Source organism: Deinococcus sp. KSM4-11 (assembly GCF_004801415.1).
GTDB lineage: Bacteria > Deinococcota > Deinococci > Deinococcales > Deinococcaceae > Deinococcus.
This window is the reverse complement of record NZ_SSNX01000001.1, coordinates 716,182-734,100: the sequence shown is the minus strand read 5'-3', so window position 1 is coordinate 734,100 and position 17,919 is coordinate 716,182. Positions and strand designations below refer to the sequence as shown.

The following is a 17,919-nucleotide window of genomic DNA, read 5'->3' as shown; positions in this document are numbered from 1 at the left end:
GCTCTCCCTCTCAGCATTTCCGTGCGGCTCAGTCGTGCGCGGCGGCCAGTTCCTTGTGCCCGAACTGCTGGGCCTCGGTGCTGCCGGCAAGGGCCGTGGTGCTGCTCTGTCCTCCCCCGGCGGCCTGGGCGACCAGATCGAAATATCCTGTCCCGACCTCGCGCTGGTGCTTGACGGCCGTGAAGCCCCGCTCCTGCGCGGCGAACTCCTTCTCCTGAAGATCCACGAAGGATTTCATCTGGTTCCGGGCGTAGCCGTAGGCGAGTTCGAACATGCTGTGGTTGAGGCTGTGGAATCCGGCGAGGGTGATGAACTGGAACTTGTAGCCCATCCTGCCCAGTTCCACCTGGAACTTCGCAATGGTCTCGTCATCGAGGTTCTTCTTCCAGTTGAAACTCGGGGAGCAGTTGTACGCGAGCAGTTTTCCAGGGAACTTTGCATGGACAGCGTCAGCAAACCTCTGCGCGTCGGCCAGATTGGGGATGCTCGTCTCACACCAGATCACGTCGGCGTACGGCGCATAGGCCAGGGCACGGCTGATGGCCTGCTCGATACCTGGCCGGACGTAGTAAAAGCCTTCAGGAGTCCGGTCACCAGTGCAGAACGGCCGGTCGTTCTCGTCGATATCACTGGTCAGCAGGTTGGCCGCGTCGGCGTCGGTTCGGGCAATCAACACCGTGGGCACGCCGCTCACGTCCGCAGCCAGGCGGGCGGCGTTCAAGGTCCGGATGAACTGGCTGGTCGGGACGAGCACCTTGCCGCCCAGATGACCACACTTCTTCTCGCTGGCGAGCTGATCTTCGAAATGCACGCCCGCCGCGCCCGCCTCGATCATGGCCTTCATCAGCTCGAAGGCGTTCAGGGGCCCGCCGAAACCCGCCTCGGCGTCGGCCACGATGGGCACGATGTAGTCGATGTCGGCCCGGCCCTCCGAGTGCTGGATCTGATCCGCACGGCGCAGGGTATTGTTGATCCGCTTGACCACGTCGGGCACGCTGCTGGCCGGGTACAGACTCTGGTCCGGGTACATCTGGCCCGCATTGTTCGCGTCGCCAGCGACCTGCCAGCCGCTCAGGTAAATGGCCTTGAGTCCAGCCTTGACCTGCTGCATGGCCTGGTTGCCGGTCAAGGCCCCGAGCGCATTCACGAACGGCTCCTCTTTCATGGAGCGCCAGAGTTTATTCGCGCCATGCTTGGCGAGCGTGTGCTCGATCGGCAGGCTGCCCCGCAGTTTCACGACCTCATCGGCGGAGTAATTGCGTTTAATGCCGTGCCAGCGTTCCTCGGTTTGCCAGGTCTTCTCCAGGATCTCGGCGGGGGTGCGGGGCGTTGGAGTCATGGTGGTCTCCTGGGGGTGTGAGAGGCTGTCCTCATCCGTGCGAGGGATGAAGGGATAGGCGGTTGGGCTGGTACGAGCAGTGTGCAGCCCGTTGGCGACCGAAAGTGATGGTGTACTTCCCACAGAGGAAAGTACACCAGTTATTCAGGTACACAGATGTCCAGCGCAACGTATCATATCCAGTTGTAAATAAAAATGTGTTTAGTTCCAGCCGTGTTCTTCTAAGGCGCTCAACCAGCGAGCCAGGCGCTCAGGTCAGTTTCGAATTCGGCATGCCGCTCGTGGTGATACAGCAGGCCGTGAAATCCAGCGCGTTCAGCCGCGTCGATGTTTTCCTGCACATCGTCGACAAACGCGACGTGTTCGGCGGGCCGGCCCATCGCGTCAGCCAGCGCAGCAAAGCTCTCCGGCGAGGGCTTCTTATGCCCGAGTTCATTGCTGAACACCAGGGCGTCAAACCGCGCGAACCTGGGATCCTTCCGGAGATGGTCGCTCACCACGGGATAGTTGTTGCTCAGCAGGCCAACGTGAACGTGAGGAGGCAGAGCGGCCAGAGAGGCATACATCGGGCCGTTGTCGTGGATGCTGCCCAGGTACAGCGGCTCGAACTCCTCGTATGGCATCGACACGCCGGTTTCTGCCTGAATGACCTCCCAGAAGTGCGGGAGTGTCCAGGCCCCCACCTCCAGTTGTCTGACATGGCGAAAGTAGCTGTCCCTGATGCGCTCCACAGGGATGCCCGTGCGGTCGGCGACATTCTGGGTGCTGCGACCATCGAAGGTGCCTACCGTGAAGACGCCGCCCCAGTCGAATGCCACATGCCGGGTGCCCCTGGTTCCATCGCTCATGGGGGTCATTCTGGTGGAATCCCAGTACACCGATCCAGCCGCTGTTCAGATGGCACAAGATACGGTGGCGCGGTCAGGCCATCCTTGGAGAGAGGAGCAGCCCCCGTCTCTGCCACGTCACGAGGTTCAGCTCGTACAGCGCCTGCCAGGGCTCCCACCAGGCTCCGTCTGCCGAAAGCCGGCGGGTTCGGCCATGACGCAGGACATGCCCCGCGTGAAGTTCCAGCAGTCGCTCCCCCGATACGCCGGGGTGAACGTGCACGTCAATCAGCTCGCTCGGTGCCGGGACAAGCCCAGCCGAGCGACTGACCGTCAGGACGGCGCTGCTGCCACTCGCCTGATCACGCAGCCACGTGAGCACGTGCAGTCCCACACCCGCCGCTGGATCCCGTTCATTCCAGCGCACCAGGAGCGCAGTGTCGTCGTTGATTCCATACGGCTGCATGGACACAGAGGTGGTCTCCTGGTGCCATATACCGGGGAGCGCGGTGGCACCATGGCCGACGAGCTCGGCCTCATACTGTGCGATCACGCGGGTCTGGTCTGGCGTCGACCCCGGCACATCCATGTGGAGCGGAGTGAACACAAGGCGATCCGGAAGTTCGGGGCCGGGCACCGGGCGTCCACTGAGTCTGGCGCGACTGACGTCCGGCAGGGCGGCCAGAGCCCGGTCGTCGCCGAGAAGAGCATGCAGCTCCTCGTCGGTGAGACCTGCCAGGTTGAGCGTGAACGTCACTTCCGAAGACTAGCGTCTGGCAGCGGTGTGAGTTGCGACAGGATCCGTCGGGGAGTGCCCCTATACTCGGCACGATGACTGCCAGCAACACCTCCAGCGCCACCTATTCCGCCGACGTCCGCGCCGTGGCGGACGCCCTCGGAGCACACACTGGCCCGCTGGTGCTCCTCGCCCACGAAAACCCGGATGGCGACGCGCTGGGCAGTGTCCTGGGGTTGGCCCGCGCCCTGCGTTCGGTCGGACGAGAGGTGGTCGCCCCGATGGACGTGCCCCGGTACCTTGCCTTTCTGGTCGGGCCCACGGAGATCAGTGCTTCCTTGGACACATTCCCGCCGGAGGCCATGGTCGTGGTGCTGGACGTGGACAACAACGATCCGGTGCGGGTCGCCGGAGCGCCACTCTCTAAGTTCGCTGGCCCTGTCGTGAACATCGACCACCACGGTACAAACCGCCGGGCGGCCACCGCCCTGGTGGTCGATCCCTCGCGCCCGGCCACGGCGATGATTGTCGCCGACGTGATCGACGCCATGAACATTCCATGGACGGAGGGCATCGCCACCCCGTTGATGCTCGGGCTGAACACCGATACGGGAAGTTTCCGGTTCAGCAGCGTCACGCCGGATACCTTCACCTGCGCGGGCCGTCTGCTGGCCCACGGCGCGCGGCTGGCCTGGCTGAACGACGAACTTGGACAACACCCCCACACGTACTACACGCTGCTCCGCGAGGTGCTGAACACCCTGGAATTCCAGCATGAGGGTCGGGTCGTCCTGGCCCGCGTTGACGACGGCATGCTCACGCGAACCGGGGCGACCTGGGAAGATGTGGAGTCGTACGTCAGCCTGTTCAGGAATGCCGAGGGCGCACAGCTCGCCGTGATGGTGAAGGACTTCGGCGATCGCGTGAAGCTCTCGCTGCGCTCCAGACGGGGGCTGAGTGCCCAGAACGTGGCGGTCGCGCTGGGCGGGGGCGGGCACGTGTCGGCCGCCGGGGCCACGGTGAACGAGCCGTACCCGGTCGTGCGGACACAGTTGGAGCAGGCCATCCAGAGCGAACTGGATCGGTTCGACGCAGCGCCCCTCTGACCAAGCCAGGAGGAAGTCCATCTCAGTCTCCTGAATGTTGAGCACCATCGATCAGCGCCGATGTAGTGGCACAGCTATCGCGGCACTGAGACCAGCATTAGGGATTGCCACCACCCGGATCTTAAGCAGGCATCCGGTGCCCTTTCAAACCTTTGCCTTCAAGGCGACGGTGACAGGACGGCGGCGATGCCAGCGTTGATCCAGGCGAATGCGCGTCGGGTCTGCGGCAGGGTGTAGGTCTGATCCGAGCCGTTCTGCATGAAGGCGTAGACCACGCGCCGGCCGTCCTTGAGTGCAATAAAGCCGGTATACGTCAGGATGCGCCAGCCGTTGCCGCCCTTGCCCGCGAACCAGGCGACCTTCCCCTCACGTTGCACCTGGAGTGCGGAACGCCCGTAGCCGAGCGCCATGACGTCATGCTGCCACGCCGAGGCGCGCGCGGACAGTCCAGATTTCAGGAACTCGGCCGCGATCAGCGTTCCGAACTCGTATGGCGTGGAGATGTTCATGGTGCGGACACTGAGCGCCGGATCGTAGCGGTGGTCGAAGTAATCATCGAGGTGCCGCTGAACGTAGTCGGCGCGGTACTGCCGCGAGTCGGTGTCGATCAGCGCAGCCAGTCGGGAGCGTTCGCCCCCCCGTGCTGCGGCCCAGCGATCCGTGCCGTTGAAGGTCGAGGACAGCCCCGCCTCGGCCACCCACCAGTCACGGGTGGGCAGGATCAGGCGGGTGTGGCACAGGCCCAGGCCATCGGCCACATCCTGCACCGCCTGTAGGCCCACCAGGCGGTGCAGGATGTCCGTGGCAGTGTTGTCGCTGTTGTGGATCATCCGGATCGACAGGTCCTTGACGTTGGTGCCGTCGAAGGGATAGGCACCCAGGGACTGGTTCTCGCGGGTCACGTCGAAGCGCTGCGTCGGGCTGATCCGGCCCGTGTCGAAGGCGCGCAGCAGCGCCCACAGCACGGCCTGCTTGTAGGAACTCGCGAGGGGGAACACGCTGTCGGGGTTGGTGCCCACGGCCCGGACGGGTTCGAGGGTCACCGGATCAACCACGGCCACCCACAAGCCAAGCTGACCGCCGAGGGCATGCGGAGGGGGAGGCGCCTTGGCAACGGGCGGCGCGGCCTCAAGGCACCCGTCCGCCCCCCGGCGCACCGGCATCCGCTGCCCTGACTGCGCCGATGGAGACGCCACCGGCGGGAGGACGAGATCGGGTGGTCTTGTATCCACCGCCGGTTTCCGGCAACCGACCAGCAGCATGACCAATGCGACCGCCAGTCGGCTCAAGACATGCTGGCGGTCACGACTCCGGAACACCCGGTCAGGGCTTGACGGGCTCAAGGGCAATGCCCATCGCTCCAGGTCCCGCGTGCGTGGCCACGACCGCCCCGATGGCATGCTCGCCCAGATCCTCGAAGGACACGCCGCCCAGGCCCGCCCGGACTTCATGCAGGAACCCCTCGCCCCCCACCGTGTAGAGGAAGGCAGCGCGCACGGCCCCATATTTCGAGGTGTACGCCCGGACATGATCCACCATGTCCTGCACGGCCTTCTTGTGTCCCCGCACCCGCCCGCCCGACTCCACGCGGCCCCCACGCACGACCAGGATCGGCTTGATGTTCAGCAGACTACCCAGCAGGGCCTGCGCCCCACCGATGCGGCCGTTGATCCGCAGAAAGTCCAGGGTATCCACCGTGAACCGCAGGTCGGCTTTCGGAGCGGCACGATCCAGTTCGGCCACGATGTCCGGCACGGAGCGGCCCGCGCGGGCCAGTTCCACAGCCCGGATCACGCGCATCCCGAGGCCCATGCTGACCGACTGGGTGTCCACGACGGTCACCCGCCCATCGAATTCCTGCGCGGCGAGCCGGGCACTGCCCACGGTGCCGGAAAGCTGCCCGCTGATGTGGATGCTCAGCACCTGATCGGCCGACTGGAGGGCCCTGGCGTAGGCGGCGGCGAACTCCGCCGGGCTCGGCTGGGACGTGCTCGGCGTCTTCTTTCCCGATTTCAGACCGCTGAAGATCACCGAGGGCGTGATCTCCAGGCCGTCCTTGTGCATCTTGCCGTCGAACAGGACGTACAGCGGAACGCTCTCGATGCCGTACTGCGAGCACAGCTCCGGGCTCAGGTCACTCGTCGAATCGGTGACGATTGCGATGGTCATTCTCCGATACTACCCCGCCCGGATGCCGTATCCGGCTGCGAAATCCTCCGTCTCACTTCTTCGGGTTCCACTTCTTGCGACCACTCCCGGCAGGAGCATGCGTGGCTGCCTCACCGTCCTCCAGCGCATTTTCCCCAACATGATCGAGGTGCACGTGTTCGGTGATGGGCTCAGTCACCGGTGTGGGGCGTGCGGCTCGAAGCGGTTCGGCATCCGGCGTGACGTTAGGGGCGGGAGAGGTCGTGGCCTTCGGAGTCCATTTCCTCCGGGCGCCGGTCGACGGGCCTACCAATGAATCAGTGTCTGAACCGCCTTCCACCTCTGATCCCGACTGAGCTGGTGCTGGGCTGTCGTGGAGTGGTTCCTCAGGCGCCGTAGCCGAGACGCTCTGTGATGCAGTAGGAGCAGACCCTCTCCCTGGCGACCATTTCTTCCGCTCACCTGTGGCGGGAGGAGATTCCAATGACGGTGGAGGCGTCCTCGTGGCGTCCTGTGGAAGTTCGGCTGTTGGCACATCACGCACTGGCAGTGCCGTGGCCTCTGCGGGGGTGGCCTTCGCACCACCGGGCACCCATTTCTTGCGATCCGTCGCCGAGGCCAGCCCATCAGTTGCGGCTTCCCTCGAATCGCCGGACACCGCTGGCACCTCAGCCGCCGGTCGGGCGGGAGGCAAGGTCGGCGCGACCGCTTCTGGGCTCACGGGAGCGGCACCGGACTTCGCTCCAGGCGACCACGCCTTGCGGGCGGTGGGCGTGTCTGAAGGGGCGGACGCTTCCGGTTCCAGTGCCGATTCCTGTGGCGCCACGGCCGCCGGGTTCACGTCATCGCTGGGCTTCGGCTTCCAAGCCTTGCGCGTTGGCGCCACATCGGCACCAGGAGCAGGGGGGGCGGCGGGCACGGACTGAACATCGTCACCTGTGGCTTTCGGCTTCCAGCTTTTGCGCGCCGTGGTTTCCGGGTGGGCGGCCTGCACTTCGGGTTGGGTGTCGGCATTCTGAGTCGGGCTGCCGGGTTGCGCATTGATCACGTCCGCCGCTGTCTCGCCGACCACGGGATTCGGAGCATCCGCCGCGGGCGTATCACCTGTTCGGTTCATGGGCAGCTGGGCATTGGGGGCGCTGGCGACCTCGGGCTGTTGAAGGGGCGTGGCGTCGGGCACGGGGCCCGTGGGTTGGGCGTAGGTGCCGTCGGCGCGCTGCACGCTTTCAAGAAGAAGTTCCGCGACGTCCTTGACCACGATGTCGTCCCGCTTCTGTTTCTCGGGGCTGGAGTTGATCATGGCCTTGCAGAAGGGACAGCCGACCGCCAGCACCTTGCCCGTCTGCTCGAAGGCGTCGCTGGCAACCTTCGCACCGTCCAGTCGGGCCTGGATCTCGCGGAAACGGTTGTCGGAGACACGCTCGCGGCCTTCCTCCTCTTCCTTCCAGAACTGCGCGCCGCCCGCTCCACAGCAAAACGAGTTCTCGCGGCTGCGTTCCAGTTCCAGCACCTCGCCCGCCATCTTCGTGATCAGGGTGCGAGGTGCGTCGAACACGCCGTTGTGGCGGCCCAGGTAGCACGGGTCGTGGTAGGTGACGTGGTCTGTGAGCTGTGCAAGCGGCAACTTCCCGGCGGCCACGAGCGTTTCCAGGTACTCGGTGTGGTGGATGGTGCGGTAGTCGCCGCCGAGCTGCCGGTACTCGTTCCCGATGGCGTTCATGCAGTGCGGGCAGGTCGCGACGATCAGCTTCGGAGCGACCGCGTTCAGGGTCTCGACGTTCTCCTGGGCCAGCGTCTGATACAGGAACTCGTTGCCGGAGCGGCGGGCGCTGTCGCCGGTACACGCTTCCTTCTTGCCCAGCACGGCGTAGTTCACACCCGCCTTGTCGAGCAGCTGGACGAACGCGCGGGCGACCTTCTGTGCGCCGGGATCGTAACTGGCCGCGCAGCCGACCCAGTAGACGACGTCCGGTTCCGGGTTCTCGTCGATGGTCGGCACGCGTAGCCCTTCGGCCCACTCCAGGCGCTTGTCGCGGCTGATGCCCCAGGGGTTGCTGGCCCGCTCCATGCCCCGGAACGCCGTCTGGAGCTGCGGGGGGAAGTCGCCGGCCACCATGACCTGATGGCGTCGGATGTCGATGATATCGAGCATCTGTTCGTCCTGCACGGGGCAGACCTGCATGCACGCGCCGCAGGTGGTGCAGGCCCACACGGATTCCTCGTTGATCGCGAATTCCAGCAGCGGGTGCGCCGTGCTGGCGCCGGATTCGAAGGGCGCGGGCCGGAGCGTGAAGGGGCTGGGGTGCGCCGCGATCACGTTCAGTTCCATGCGCTTGTTGATCTCCAGCGCGGCGGGCGAGAGCGCCTTGCCGGTCGCGTTGGCCGGACACACGTCCTGGCAGCGGTTGCACTGGATACACGAGTAGGCGTCGAGCAGGCGCGGCCATTCCAGATCCTCCAGTTTCTCCACGCCCAGCTTCGGTTCTTCGGCCTCCATCGCCTCGGCCAGCCCCTTCATGGGGGGCAGGACACCGCTGCCCACGGGACGTTTCAGGGCATAGTTCAGGGGCGCCATGAAGATGTGGATGTGCTTGGTGTATGGGAAGTACGCCAGGAACGCCAGCACGCTGCCCAGGGCACCCCAGTACCCGAACAGCCGCCAGCCCTGAAGGGCCTGTGCGCCCAGGCCGCCGTACAGCAGATGGCCCATGAAGGTGCTGAACGGCTGGAAGGCGTCGCCGCCCTCCTGCATGACCTTCGCGGCGTTGCCAATCACGCGGCTACCCACGTGGAAGGTGATGAAGGCCGACACGATCAGCGAATCGCGCAGGATATAATTCGCCTTGAGCAGCGGATGGAGCAGCGTCTTCTCGGTGAAGCGGAAGTCCCGCTTGCTGGGCAGGAACAGGCGACGCACGACCAGCGAAAGCACGCCCACCAGCACCAGGAAACTGAGGACATCGGCCAGCACGTTGTACAGCGCGAACAGCGGGTTGGCCGCGCTGTCGATGTGGAAGTTCAGATACCCTTCGAGGCCGTCCACGACGTTCACCAGCAGGTAGTACACGAAGCCGTAGAAGATGAAGGCGTGCAGGATGCTGATCGCCGTGCGCCGCCGGAAGGTGCGTTCCTGAGTGAGGGTGACGCGCAGAGCCGAAAGCACGCGGGCCACCGGAGCCTCGAAGCGGGCCTCGCTGGCGGCGGCCCCGCGGGCGACGCGGCGGTAGAGCCGGTAAAAGCCCCATAGACCGAAGGCGGCGGCGGCGAGGGCAAACACGAAGAACAGGATCTTGTGGGGCAGGGGCAGCAAGGGGCGTCTCCTTGGGAAAGCGGGGAAAACAGGCGGGCAAAACTTGGACTGAGTTCAAGTATAGCTGGGCCGGCACGCCGAGGGGACGGCACCATGTCCCCCGTGCAGGACAGCGGGAAGTGTGCCCAGCATACGCGCGCGGCCCCTCGCCCCGCCGCTGGGCGTGGCAGCGGAGTGGAACCGGTCCGCGCTAGGCTCGTACCCGTCAGCGCGGAAGACCCCCGCCGCCCCACCCTGAAGGAGACCGCACCTTGAGCCTCACCGCCGCCGAACTGCAGACCTACCTGGCCGCCCTCGTCACGGGCGACCTGAAACTCTCCACCATGATCTGGGGCCCGCCCGGCGTCGGCAAGAGCAGCGTCGTGGCCCAGGTCGCCGAGAAGTACGACCTGGACTTCGTGGATGTCCGCCTATCTCAGCTGGCCCCCACCGATCTGCGCGGACTACCGGTGCCCGAGGCCGATGGGCAGGGCGGCGGCACCAGCCGGTGGTACCCGCCGGAATTCCTGCCGCGCGGCGGGCACGGCATCCTGTTTCTCGATGAAGTGAACATGGCCCCGCCCACCATGCAGGGCATGGCCCAGCAACTCATTCTGGACCGCAAGGTGGGCAGCTACGTCCTGCCGGACGGCTGGTTCGTGTGGGCCGCCGGGAACCGCAAGGAAGACCGTGCCAGCGTCTTCGACATGCCTGCGCCGCTCGCCAACCGCTTCCTGCACCTCACCGTGCGCCCGGACTTCGACTCGTGGCGCTCGTATGCGCTGGGGCGGCACCTGCATGAACACGTCATCGCGTTCCTGACCTTCCGGCCGGAACTACTGCACCGGCTCGATCCGCAACAGCCCGCGTGGCCCAGTCCGCGCGCGTGGGAGATGGCCTCGCGCCTGCACCGCGCCGGGCTGGACGCCGCGCCCGCCATCGGGGAGGCGGCCGGAGCCGAGTTCAGCGCCTTCGTGCGGCTGTACGAGCAGCTCCCGGATCTGGGGATCGTACTCGAGGGCCGGGGCGGTGGCCTGCGTCTGCCGGACGAGCCGAGCGTCCGGTATGCCGCCGTGGTCGGGCTCGCCGCCCGCGCTGCCACCGCCGACCAGGCCTACCACGCCTTCACGTGGCTGGCGGATGCCGCCGGGCCGGAATGGCTGCAACTGTATGTGGCGACGCTGGTGAGCAAATTCCAGGCCATCGGGCAACTGGCCGACCTGGCGGGCCTGATCGGGCGCGACGAGCGGCTGGCGACGCTGGTGCAGGGCACGCTGGAACTCTCGGAGGGCTGAGCATGGCCCCCGTGCCGGTCACGCCGGACTTCCAGCGGCTGATCTCCGGGTCGCGGCTGCGGCTGCGCGGGAAGTCAGCGTTCTTCGCCACACTGCTGCTGCACGCCGAGTTCGTACCGTCCCATGAGGTCGCGGCGGCCGGGACGGACGGTGAGCGGGTCTACGTGAACCCGGAGGTCGCCGCCAGCCTGCCGCCGGACGTGCTGGATGGCCTGCTGCTGCACGAGGTGCTGCACGCGGCCCTGTCGCATGTGGAGCGGCGGGGTCCCCGGGCGAAGAAACGCTGGAACAAATCGGCGGATCTGATCGTCAACGGCATGGTGGACTCGGCCGGGTTGCCCACCCCGCCCCAGTCCCGCCGGGACGAGCACCTGGAGAAGCTGAGCGTTGAGGAGGTCTACACCGCGCTGGAAGGTGAGGCCGAGAGCGAGGGGGACGACGAGGGCGACGACCTGATGGACGGGCCGCCCAGCGACGCGCCTCCCCGGCCGGGCAAGAACGGCCAGAGTGCCGAGAAGCAGTGGCAGCAGGCCCTGGCCCAGGCGCGCAGCGTGGACGCCATGAGCGGGGGCCAGGGCGACGATCCGCTGGGCCTGCACCGCGAGCTGATGCGGCTGGCCCCGGCCCGGCTGGACTGGCGCGCCCACCTTTGGCGGTTCCTGGCGCGCACGCCCGTGGATTTCGGCGGCTTCGACCGACGCTTCGTGGGGCGCGGCCTGTACCTGGAAGCGCTGGACGACGAGTCGCTGACAGCACTGATCGCTGTGGACACGTCGGGCAGTGTGGACGACGCGGCGGTCAAGGCCCTGGTCGGCGAGGTGCAGGGCGTGCTGGGCGCGTACCCTCATGTGCGTGCCACCCTCTATTACGCCGATACCGAAGCCTACGGCCCACACGACCTCTCGCCCGGCGGGACGATCCCACCACCGCAGGGCGGCGGCGGCACGGATTTCCGGCCCATCTTCGCGCTGCTGGACGCGCACGAGCCCGACGTGCTGATCTACCTGACCGACGGCTACGGCGAGTTCCCGCCAACCGCCCCCAGAACGCCCACCCTGTGGGTCGTGCCGCCCGGCGGCCTGGAGGACGAGGGCTTCCCGTTCGGTGAGGTGCTGCGCTTGGAGGAACATACGTGAACGCCACCAGCCTGCCGGGCGGCTTCCAGTCGGATCGCACCGTGGTGCCGGACGACACGGCCGTCTGGTTCGTGTTCGACGGCCCGAAGCTGGTGCTGACGGACGCGGGAACGCTGCCCACGTCTCCCCTGCCCGCCGTGGATGTGACTGCCCTGGGCACATTGGACGGCCGAACCTACGTGGCGGCCGGACTGGATGGAGCCGTACTCGACGGGTTCACGTCCGTGCCCCTGCGCGCCGCGTTCGGGAAGCTCAGCGAGGCGCAGATGGGCGTGGCCGGGTATGGGGCGCAACTCGTGGACTTCGTGCGAACCCACCGCTACTGTGGCCGCTGCGCGACGCCGCTGGTGGAGTCCGGACACGAGCGGTCGCGCACCTGCCCGAACTGTGGCCTGACCGTGTACCCACGCGTGGCCCCGGTGGCGATGGTGCTGATCCGCCGGGGGGAGGGTGCCGCCACGGAACTGCTCCTGGCGCGCGGGCCGCACTTCGCGCCGGGTGTGTACTCCGCCCTGGCCGGGTTTGTGGAGCCCTCCGAGACCCTGGAGATGGCGGCCCACCGGGAGGTGCTGGAGGAGGTCGGCGTGACAGTCACTGAAATGACCTACGTGATGAGCCAGCCGTGGCCCTTCCCGCACTCGCTGATGGTGGGGTTCGACGCCCGGTATGCGGGCGGCGACATCGTGCCGCAGCCGGGCGAGATCGAGGATGCCCAGTGGTTTCCGGTCGCGGGCCTGCCGGGCCTGCCAGGGCCCTTCTCGATTGCTCGGCAGCTGATCGACCGGGCGGTGGAACGCGCCCTGCACGGCGAGGACATGGCATCATCGGGCCCATGACGTCCTCCGAGCTCGATCCCCGCACGCTGACCCTCCTGGGCGTGGAGGGGGCCCTGGAGGCGGCCAGCCTGCCCCGCGCCACCGCCGACACGCTCGCCGGCCTGAGCGCGCACCCGGACGCGCGCGTGCGCGCCCTGGTCGCCCGGCACCCGAACACGCCGGTCGAGGTGCTGGGCACGCTGGCCGCCGCGTATCCGGCTGACGTGCTCGCCAACCCCGGCCTGCCCCTGATCCGGCTGGCGCGGCCCAACCTGCTTGCCGCGTTTCCCGCCGACAGCGTGATCGCGCTGCTGAACGCCGAGCACACGCCCGCGTGGGTGGTGGACGCCGCCCTGCGCCACGAGGACTATTCCGTGCGGACGGCCCTGGCCTCCCGGCCCGGCCTGAGTGCCGAACGGGTCACGGCCCTCGCGCAGGACGCCGGCTGGCAGATCCGCGAGGCGGTCGCCCGGCGCGACGCGCTGCCGGACAATCTGGTGCGGCAACTGGCCGCCGATGACGACTACGACGTCCGCAAGGCCATCGCCGCACGGCCTGACCTGCCCGGAGACGTGCTCCGCACCTTCATCACCGACGGGCACGGGTTGGTGCGGGCCAGCGTGGCCAGACGCCTCGACCTGCCGCTGGACTGCATGATCTCGCTGGCCACCGATGGTGACGCGGACGTGCTGGCCACCCTGGCCCGGCGGGTGGATCTGCCGCGCGGCGTGCGCGAGTGGCTGGCCACCCACGAGCAGGCGGGGGTGCGCGCCGCGGCCCTCCAGGGCTGGACGGTGCCGCTGGCCTGGCTAAGCCGCGCCGCGCTGGACGCCGACCCGGATGTGCGCGCCGCGCTCGCCCACCGACCGGACACCACGCCCGATATGCTGACCGCGCTCGCCACCGACGATGCCGAGGGCGTGCGGCGCGCTGTGCTGGAACGCAGCGACCTTCCGGACGGAGCGGTGCTCGCCCTGGCCCGCTCGCCGGAACAGGACATCCGCCTGCACGTGGCCAGCGCCGAGGGCCTGAGCGCAGCCGTGCTGGACGTGCTGGTGACCGATCCGGACGCCACCATCCGCACCGTGCTGGCCGTGAGACCGGATCTGGGCGAAGACCGGCTCGAACAGCTGGCCCGCGACCCGAATCCGGAAGTCCGGCGTGCGGTCGCCTACGCCCCCGCCACGGGACGCGCCACCCTCACCCGTCTGGCCGCAGACGCAAATGCCGGCGTGCGCCGCGCCGCGACCGTGCATGCCCACCTGCCCACGGAGATGCAGGACACGCTGGCCGTCGATCCAGACGACGGCGTGCGCCTGTCGCTCGCCAGCCGGAGTGACCTGACTCCCGACGTCCGATCCCGCCTGCAAGAGGATGCGGATGCCAGCGTGCGGGCAGAGGCCACGAGCCAGTGAGTGATATTCGCCTGCCGCTGGGCGGACTGAAGTTCAGCGTTCGGGTCGCCATCCTCTGCACGCGCGGCGACCGGCTGCTCACGAACTGTGCGGACGGCCTGTCCTTCAACTTCCTGCCAGGCGGCGCGCTCAGTACCGACGAAGACACCCTGGACTGTGCCCGCCGTGAATGGGAGGAGGAAACGGGCACCCCGCCCGGCCCGCTGCGGCTGGTCGGCGTGATTGAGAACTTCTTCGGCCCTCCCCAGAAGCGGCAGCACGAGATCGGCTTCTATTACCGGATGGACGCGCCCGCGGAATTGCCCGACCGGACCTTCTCAGTGGTGGACAACGCCGAGGTGACGTGCCGGCGGGTTCCGTTCGACGAGATCGACCACACGCCGGTCTACCCGCTGGTCGCCGCGACCCTCCTGAACGTGCCCGAGGGAGAGGTTCGGCACATCGTCAATCGGGAATGAGCCGCCCGGTGCAAGGCCAATCCTCTGGGCCTTCCAGGGAACCCGGCCGAAACGCTTGGGAAGCGCTCAACGTTGACCCACCTCAGACCGCCGTGAGATTCGCGAACTTGACCAGCAGTTTCTTCGTCCCGGCCGAGGGAAAGTGCACGGTGACCTCCTGCCGCTCCCCCAGGCCGGCCACGGCCAGCACCTGTCCGATCCCGAATTTCGGGTGGCTGACCTTCTCACCGCCCCGGTAGGCCATGCCCTCGGTCATCGGGCTGGTGTTCTTCACGGCACTGGGCATGATCGGCACGGTGGGCCGGTAGGTTTTCCAGGTCTTGGCACGGTACTCGATGACCTGGCCGTAGGGGTCGACAGTGTCGAAACCGCCCTCGATCTCCTCCAGGAAGCGGCTGTCCTCGGCGGTATTGGTCTTGCCGAACTGCATGCGGTTCTCGGCGGCCGTCAGGAACAGGCGATCCATGGCGCGGGTGATGCCCACGTAGAACAGCCGGCGTTCCTCCTCGATGCCGCCCGCCTCGACGAGGGCCCCCTTGCTGGGCAGCAGACCCTCCTCCGCGCCGACGATGAACACCACGGGAAATTCGAGGCCCTTGGCGTTGTGCATGGTCATGAGCGTGACGGCGTCCTCGGGCGTGTTCCTGTTCTCCTGTTTGGTTCGCATGTCGTCCACGCTGCTCAGCAGGGCAGCGTCGTCGAGGAAGTCCTGGATGGTGCCCTCGTTGTCCTGCGACCATTCCTCGGCGGCGTTCACAAGTTCTTCGAGGTTCTCGACGCGCACCTGGCCCTCCTGGCCTTCCGACTTGAGGAGATCGAGGTAGCCGCTGGCTTCGATCACGTAGCGGAGGAAGGGAGCGGGCTCGTAGTTCTCGGCGGCCTCGCTCATGGCGGCCATGAGTTTGGCGAAGTCCACGGGTTTCTGCGCGCCCCGGTCAAGGATCTGGTCGTCGACGGCGCGAGCACACGCGGTCAGCAGGCTCGTGTCGTTGATGCGTGCCCAGTCAAGCAGTTTCTCCAGGGCGGTGTCGCCGATGCCGCGTTTGGGCCGGCCGATAATCCGGCGCAGGGCCACATCGTCGGCCGGATTGATAGCCAGGCGGGCGTAGGCGAGGATGTCGCGGATCTCACGCCGGTCGTAGAAGCCCACGCCGCCGACGATCTTCGCGGGGATCTGCACGCGGCGCAACGACTCCTCCAGCACGCGGGACTGCGCGTTTGTGCGGTACAGGATTGCCATCTCGCTGAACTTGCGACCTTCCAGGGTGTGCAGGCGCGTCAGCCATTCGGCCACGAAATCGCCCTCGGACCGGTGATCCGTGGCCCGGTGGAACACGACCGGGTGCCCGTCCTCCTTCACGGCCTTCAGGGTCTTGTCGAGGCGCTCGGCATTGTTCTCGATCAGGCGGTTGGCGATGCCCAGCACGCGCGCACTGGAGCGGTAGTTGTGCTCCAGCATGTACACCTTGGCGTCGGGGTAGTCCTTCTGGAAGTCGAGGATGTTCTGGATGTCCGCGCCCCGGAACTTGTAGATCGACTGGTCGGGGTCGCCGACGACCAGCAGGTTCCGGTCCCTGGACGCCAGCAGCCGGGTCAGTTCGTACTGGGCCTTGTTGGTGTCCTGGTACTCGTCGACGTGGATGAACTTGGCGCGGTTCTGCACGGCGTTCAGTACACCGGGCACCTCGCGGAACAGCCTGACGGTCTCGGTGATCAGGTCACCGAAGTCGATGGCGTTCTGGCCCTTCTTGCGCTGTTCGTAGCGGCGGTAGACCTCCGCAGCGGCCTCGCGCGGCACCCCGCTGATGTACGGTTCGTGGCCCCGGTCGAGGTCGTCCGGCGTAAGCAGGTTGCTCTTGGCCCGGTCGAGGATGCCGCGCAGCACGCGGGGGCTGGTGTCCGGCCCGATGCCGGGGATGCTGCCCATGATCTCCTTGAGCATGTCGAGCTGGTCATCGTCGTCGTAGATGACGAATCCGCGTTTCAGGCCGATGTGCTCGCCGTAGGCCCGCAGGATGCGGACACCGGCCGAGTGGAAGGTGCTCATCCACAGGTCACTGACGCCGGGAACGAGGTGGCTGGCACGTTCGCGCATCTCGGCGGCAGCCTTGTTGGTGAAGGTCACCGCCAGGATCTCGCCGGGCTGCACGCCGTAATGGCCGATCAGGTGGGCGATGCGGTAGATCAGGGTGCGGGTCTTGCCGCTGCCCGCCCCGGCGATGACCAGGGCCGGGCCAGTGTAGTGGTCGGCCGCCTGGGCCTGGGTGGGGTTCAGGGCGGTGAGGAGATCCGGCGCGGTGGTCACCTGTGGAGTGTATCAGGCCTGGTTACGCTGTGGACATAACAGCGGGTGTTCCCCGGCAGGGCACGGTGTTCGGTACGCCTAACACTGTTAGCCTCGCTGGGTGAGTCCGCGTCCCACCAACATCCTCACCATCGCCCTGGGCAGCATTTTCGTGGCGCTGATCGTGCTGGGCCTGAAATTTCTCGCCTACACCATGACCGGCAGCGTGGCCCTGTACTCCGACGCCCTGGAGAGCATCATCAACGTGGCGGCGGCGATCGCGGCCTTCATCGCCCTGAACGTCGCAGCCCGCCCGGCCGACGCGAACCACCCATACGGGCACACCAAGGCCGAGTATTTCAGCGCCGTGGCCGAGGGCGTGCTAATCGTCCTGGCCGCTCTGAGTATCGCGCGCGAGGCAATTCCGGTGCTCCTCGCGCCCAAGGTCGTGGACGCGCCGTATGCGGGCATCCTGGTGAACCTCGGGGCGAGCGCCATCAACGCCGTGTGGGCGGCCCTGCTGCTCCGCACCGGCCGGGCTTCACGCTCTCCGGCGCTGCTGGCCGACGGCCGGCACGTCATGAGCGACGTGGTCACCAGCGTGGGCGTGCTGATCGGTGTGGTGGCGGCCAAGCTGACCGGGATTTCCTACCTGGATCCGCTGCTGGCGTTGCTGGTGGCCCTGAACATCCTGTGGAGCGGCTGGGGCCTGGTGCGTGAGAGCGTGGGCGGCCTGATGGACGCCGCCGTGGACGGCAAGACCGAGGGCCGGATTCGCGCGCTGCTGGCCGAGCACGGCGAGGGGGCGCTGGAGGTGCACGACCTGCGCACCCGCCACGCGGGCCGCATGACCTTCATCGAATTCCACCTGGTGGTGCCCGGCGCCATGTCCGTGGAGGCGGCCCACGCGATCTGCGACCGCCTGGAGGACGCCCTGCGTGCCGAGATGCCGGACGTCAGCATCACCATTCACGTGGAACCTCAGGAGAAGGCCAAGCACCATGGCGTGCTGGTGCTGTAACACCGTGGCATGAACCATTCCTAAAGCGACTGGAACGGATCGTTCCTTTT

At 67.1% G+C, this 17,919-nt stretch carries 14 protein-coding genes; 7 read left to right on the top strand and 7 right to left on the bottom strand.

All coding sequences use genetic code 11. The features are described 5' to 3' along the window. Nucleotides 1-28 precede the first annotated feature (28 nt). From aceA to E7T09_RS03580, 3 genes are all read right to left on the bottom strand, one after another. Complete coding sequence (gene aceA, locus E7T09_RS03590; protein WP_136387739.1) at nt 29-1,339, bottom strand: isocitrate lyase; 1,311 nt, start codon at nt 1,337-1,339, stop codon at nt 29-31. Between the two features lie 230 nt (nt 1,340-1,569). Next, nucleotides 1,570-2,187: an HAD family phosphatase gene (locus tag E7T09_RS03585; protein WP_240741595.1), complete on the bottom strand. Its 618-nt coding sequence runs from the start codon at nt 2,185-2,187 to the stop codon at nt 1,570-1,572. 73 nt (nt 2,188-2,260) lie between these two features. Then, nucleotides 2,261-2,923, bottom strand: coding sequence for a hypothetical protein (locus E7T09_RS03580; protein ID WP_136387737.1), 663 nt, complete (start codon nt 2,921-2,923; stop codon nt 2,261-2,263). 74 nt (nt 2,924-2,997) lie between these two features. Between E7T09_RS03580 and E7T09_RS03575 the strand changes: the two genes are divergently transcribed. Continuing rightward, nucleotides 2,998-4,008 (top strand): bifunctional oligoribonuclease/PAP phosphatase NrnA, encoded by a 1,011-nt coding sequence (locus E7T09_RS03575; protein ID WP_136387736.1) that lies wholly within the window; start codon nt 2,998-3,000, stop codon nt 4,006-4,008. 158 nt (nt 4,009-4,166) lie between these two features. Here the strand turns inward: E7T09_RS03575 and E7T09_RS03570 are convergent, their stop codons facing one another. The 3 genes from E7T09_RS03570 to E7T09_RS03560 form a co-directional block, all read right to left on the bottom strand. After that, entirely contained in the window at nt 4,167-5,063 is an 897-nt protein-coding gene (locus E7T09_RS03570; protein WP_370293673.1) for a serine hydrolase, read from the bottom strand. A gap of 268 nt (nt 5,064-5,331) precedes the next feature. Continuing rightward, complete coding sequence (locus E7T09_RS03565; protein ID WP_136387735.1) at nt 5,332-6,177, bottom strand: DegV family protein; 846 nt, start codon at nt 6,175-6,177, stop codon at nt 5,332-5,334. A gap of 52 nt (nt 6,178-6,229) precedes the next feature. Then, entirely contained in the window at nt 6,230-9,466 is a 3,237-nt protein-coding gene (locus E7T09_RS03560; protein WP_136387734.1) for a heterodisulfide reductase-related iron-sulfur binding cluster, read from the bottom strand. A 251-nt stretch (nt 9,467-9,717) separates the two neighbouring features. Here E7T09_RS03560 and E7T09_RS03555 point away from each other — a divergent pair, with 251 nt between their 5' ends. The 5 genes from E7T09_RS03555 to E7T09_RS03535 are packed head-to-tail and all read left to right on the top strand — an operon-like array spanning nt 9,718 to nt 14,564. Continuing rightward, nucleotides 9,718-10,740: an AAA family ATPase gene (locus E7T09_RS03555; protein WP_136387733.1), complete on the top strand. Its 1,023-nt coding sequence runs from the start codon at nt 9,718-9,720 to the stop codon at nt 10,738-10,740. 2 nt (nt 10,741-10,742) lie between these two features. Further along, nucleotides 10,743-11,876, top strand: coding sequence for a VWA-like domain-containing protein (locus tag E7T09_RS03550; protein WP_136387732.1), 1,134 nt, complete (start codon nt 10,743-10,745; stop codon nt 11,874-11,876). Continuing rightward, complete coding sequence (nudC, locus tag E7T09_RS03545; RefSeq protein WP_205746939.1) at nt 11,873-12,712, top strand: NAD(+) diphosphatase; 840 nt, start codon at nt 11,873-11,875, stop codon at nt 12,710-12,712. The genes E7T09_RS03550 and nudC overlap by 4 nt, the downstream gene beginning before the upstream one ends. Continuing rightward, nucleotides 12,709-14,106 (top strand): hypothetical protein, encoded by a 1,398-nt coding sequence (locus tag E7T09_RS03540; protein WP_136387731.1) that lies wholly within the window; start codon nt 12,709-12,711, stop codon nt 14,104-14,106. The genes nudC and E7T09_RS03540 overlap by 4 nt, the downstream gene beginning before the upstream one ends. Continuing rightward, on the top strand, nt 14,103-14,564 hold the full coding sequence (locus E7T09_RS03535; RefSeq protein ID WP_136387730.1) for an NUDIX domain-containing protein: 462 nt from the start codon (nt 14,103-14,105) through the stop codon (nt 14,562-14,564). Before E7T09_RS03540 ends, E7T09_RS03535 begins: the two co-directional genes overlap by 4 nt. Before the next feature lie 82 nt (nt 14,565-14,646). Here E7T09_RS03535 and E7T09_RS03530 read toward each other — a convergent pair whose 3' ends face one another. After that, nucleotides 14,647-16,869 (bottom strand): ATP-dependent helicase, encoded by a 2,223-nt coding sequence (locus E7T09_RS03530; protein ID WP_136387729.1) that lies wholly within the window; start codon nt 16,867-16,869, stop codon nt 14,647-14,649. A 100-nt stretch (nt 16,870-16,969) separates the two neighbouring features. On the opposite strand from E7T09_RS03530, the gene E7T09_RS03525 reads away from it, so the two are divergent. Further along, nucleotides 16,970-17,869 (top strand): cation diffusion facilitator family transporter, encoded by a 900-nt coding sequence (locus E7T09_RS03525; RefSeq protein ID WP_168734678.1) that lies wholly within the window; start codon nt 16,970-16,972, stop codon nt 17,867-17,869. Nucleotides 17,870-17,919 lie beyond the last annotated feature (50 nt).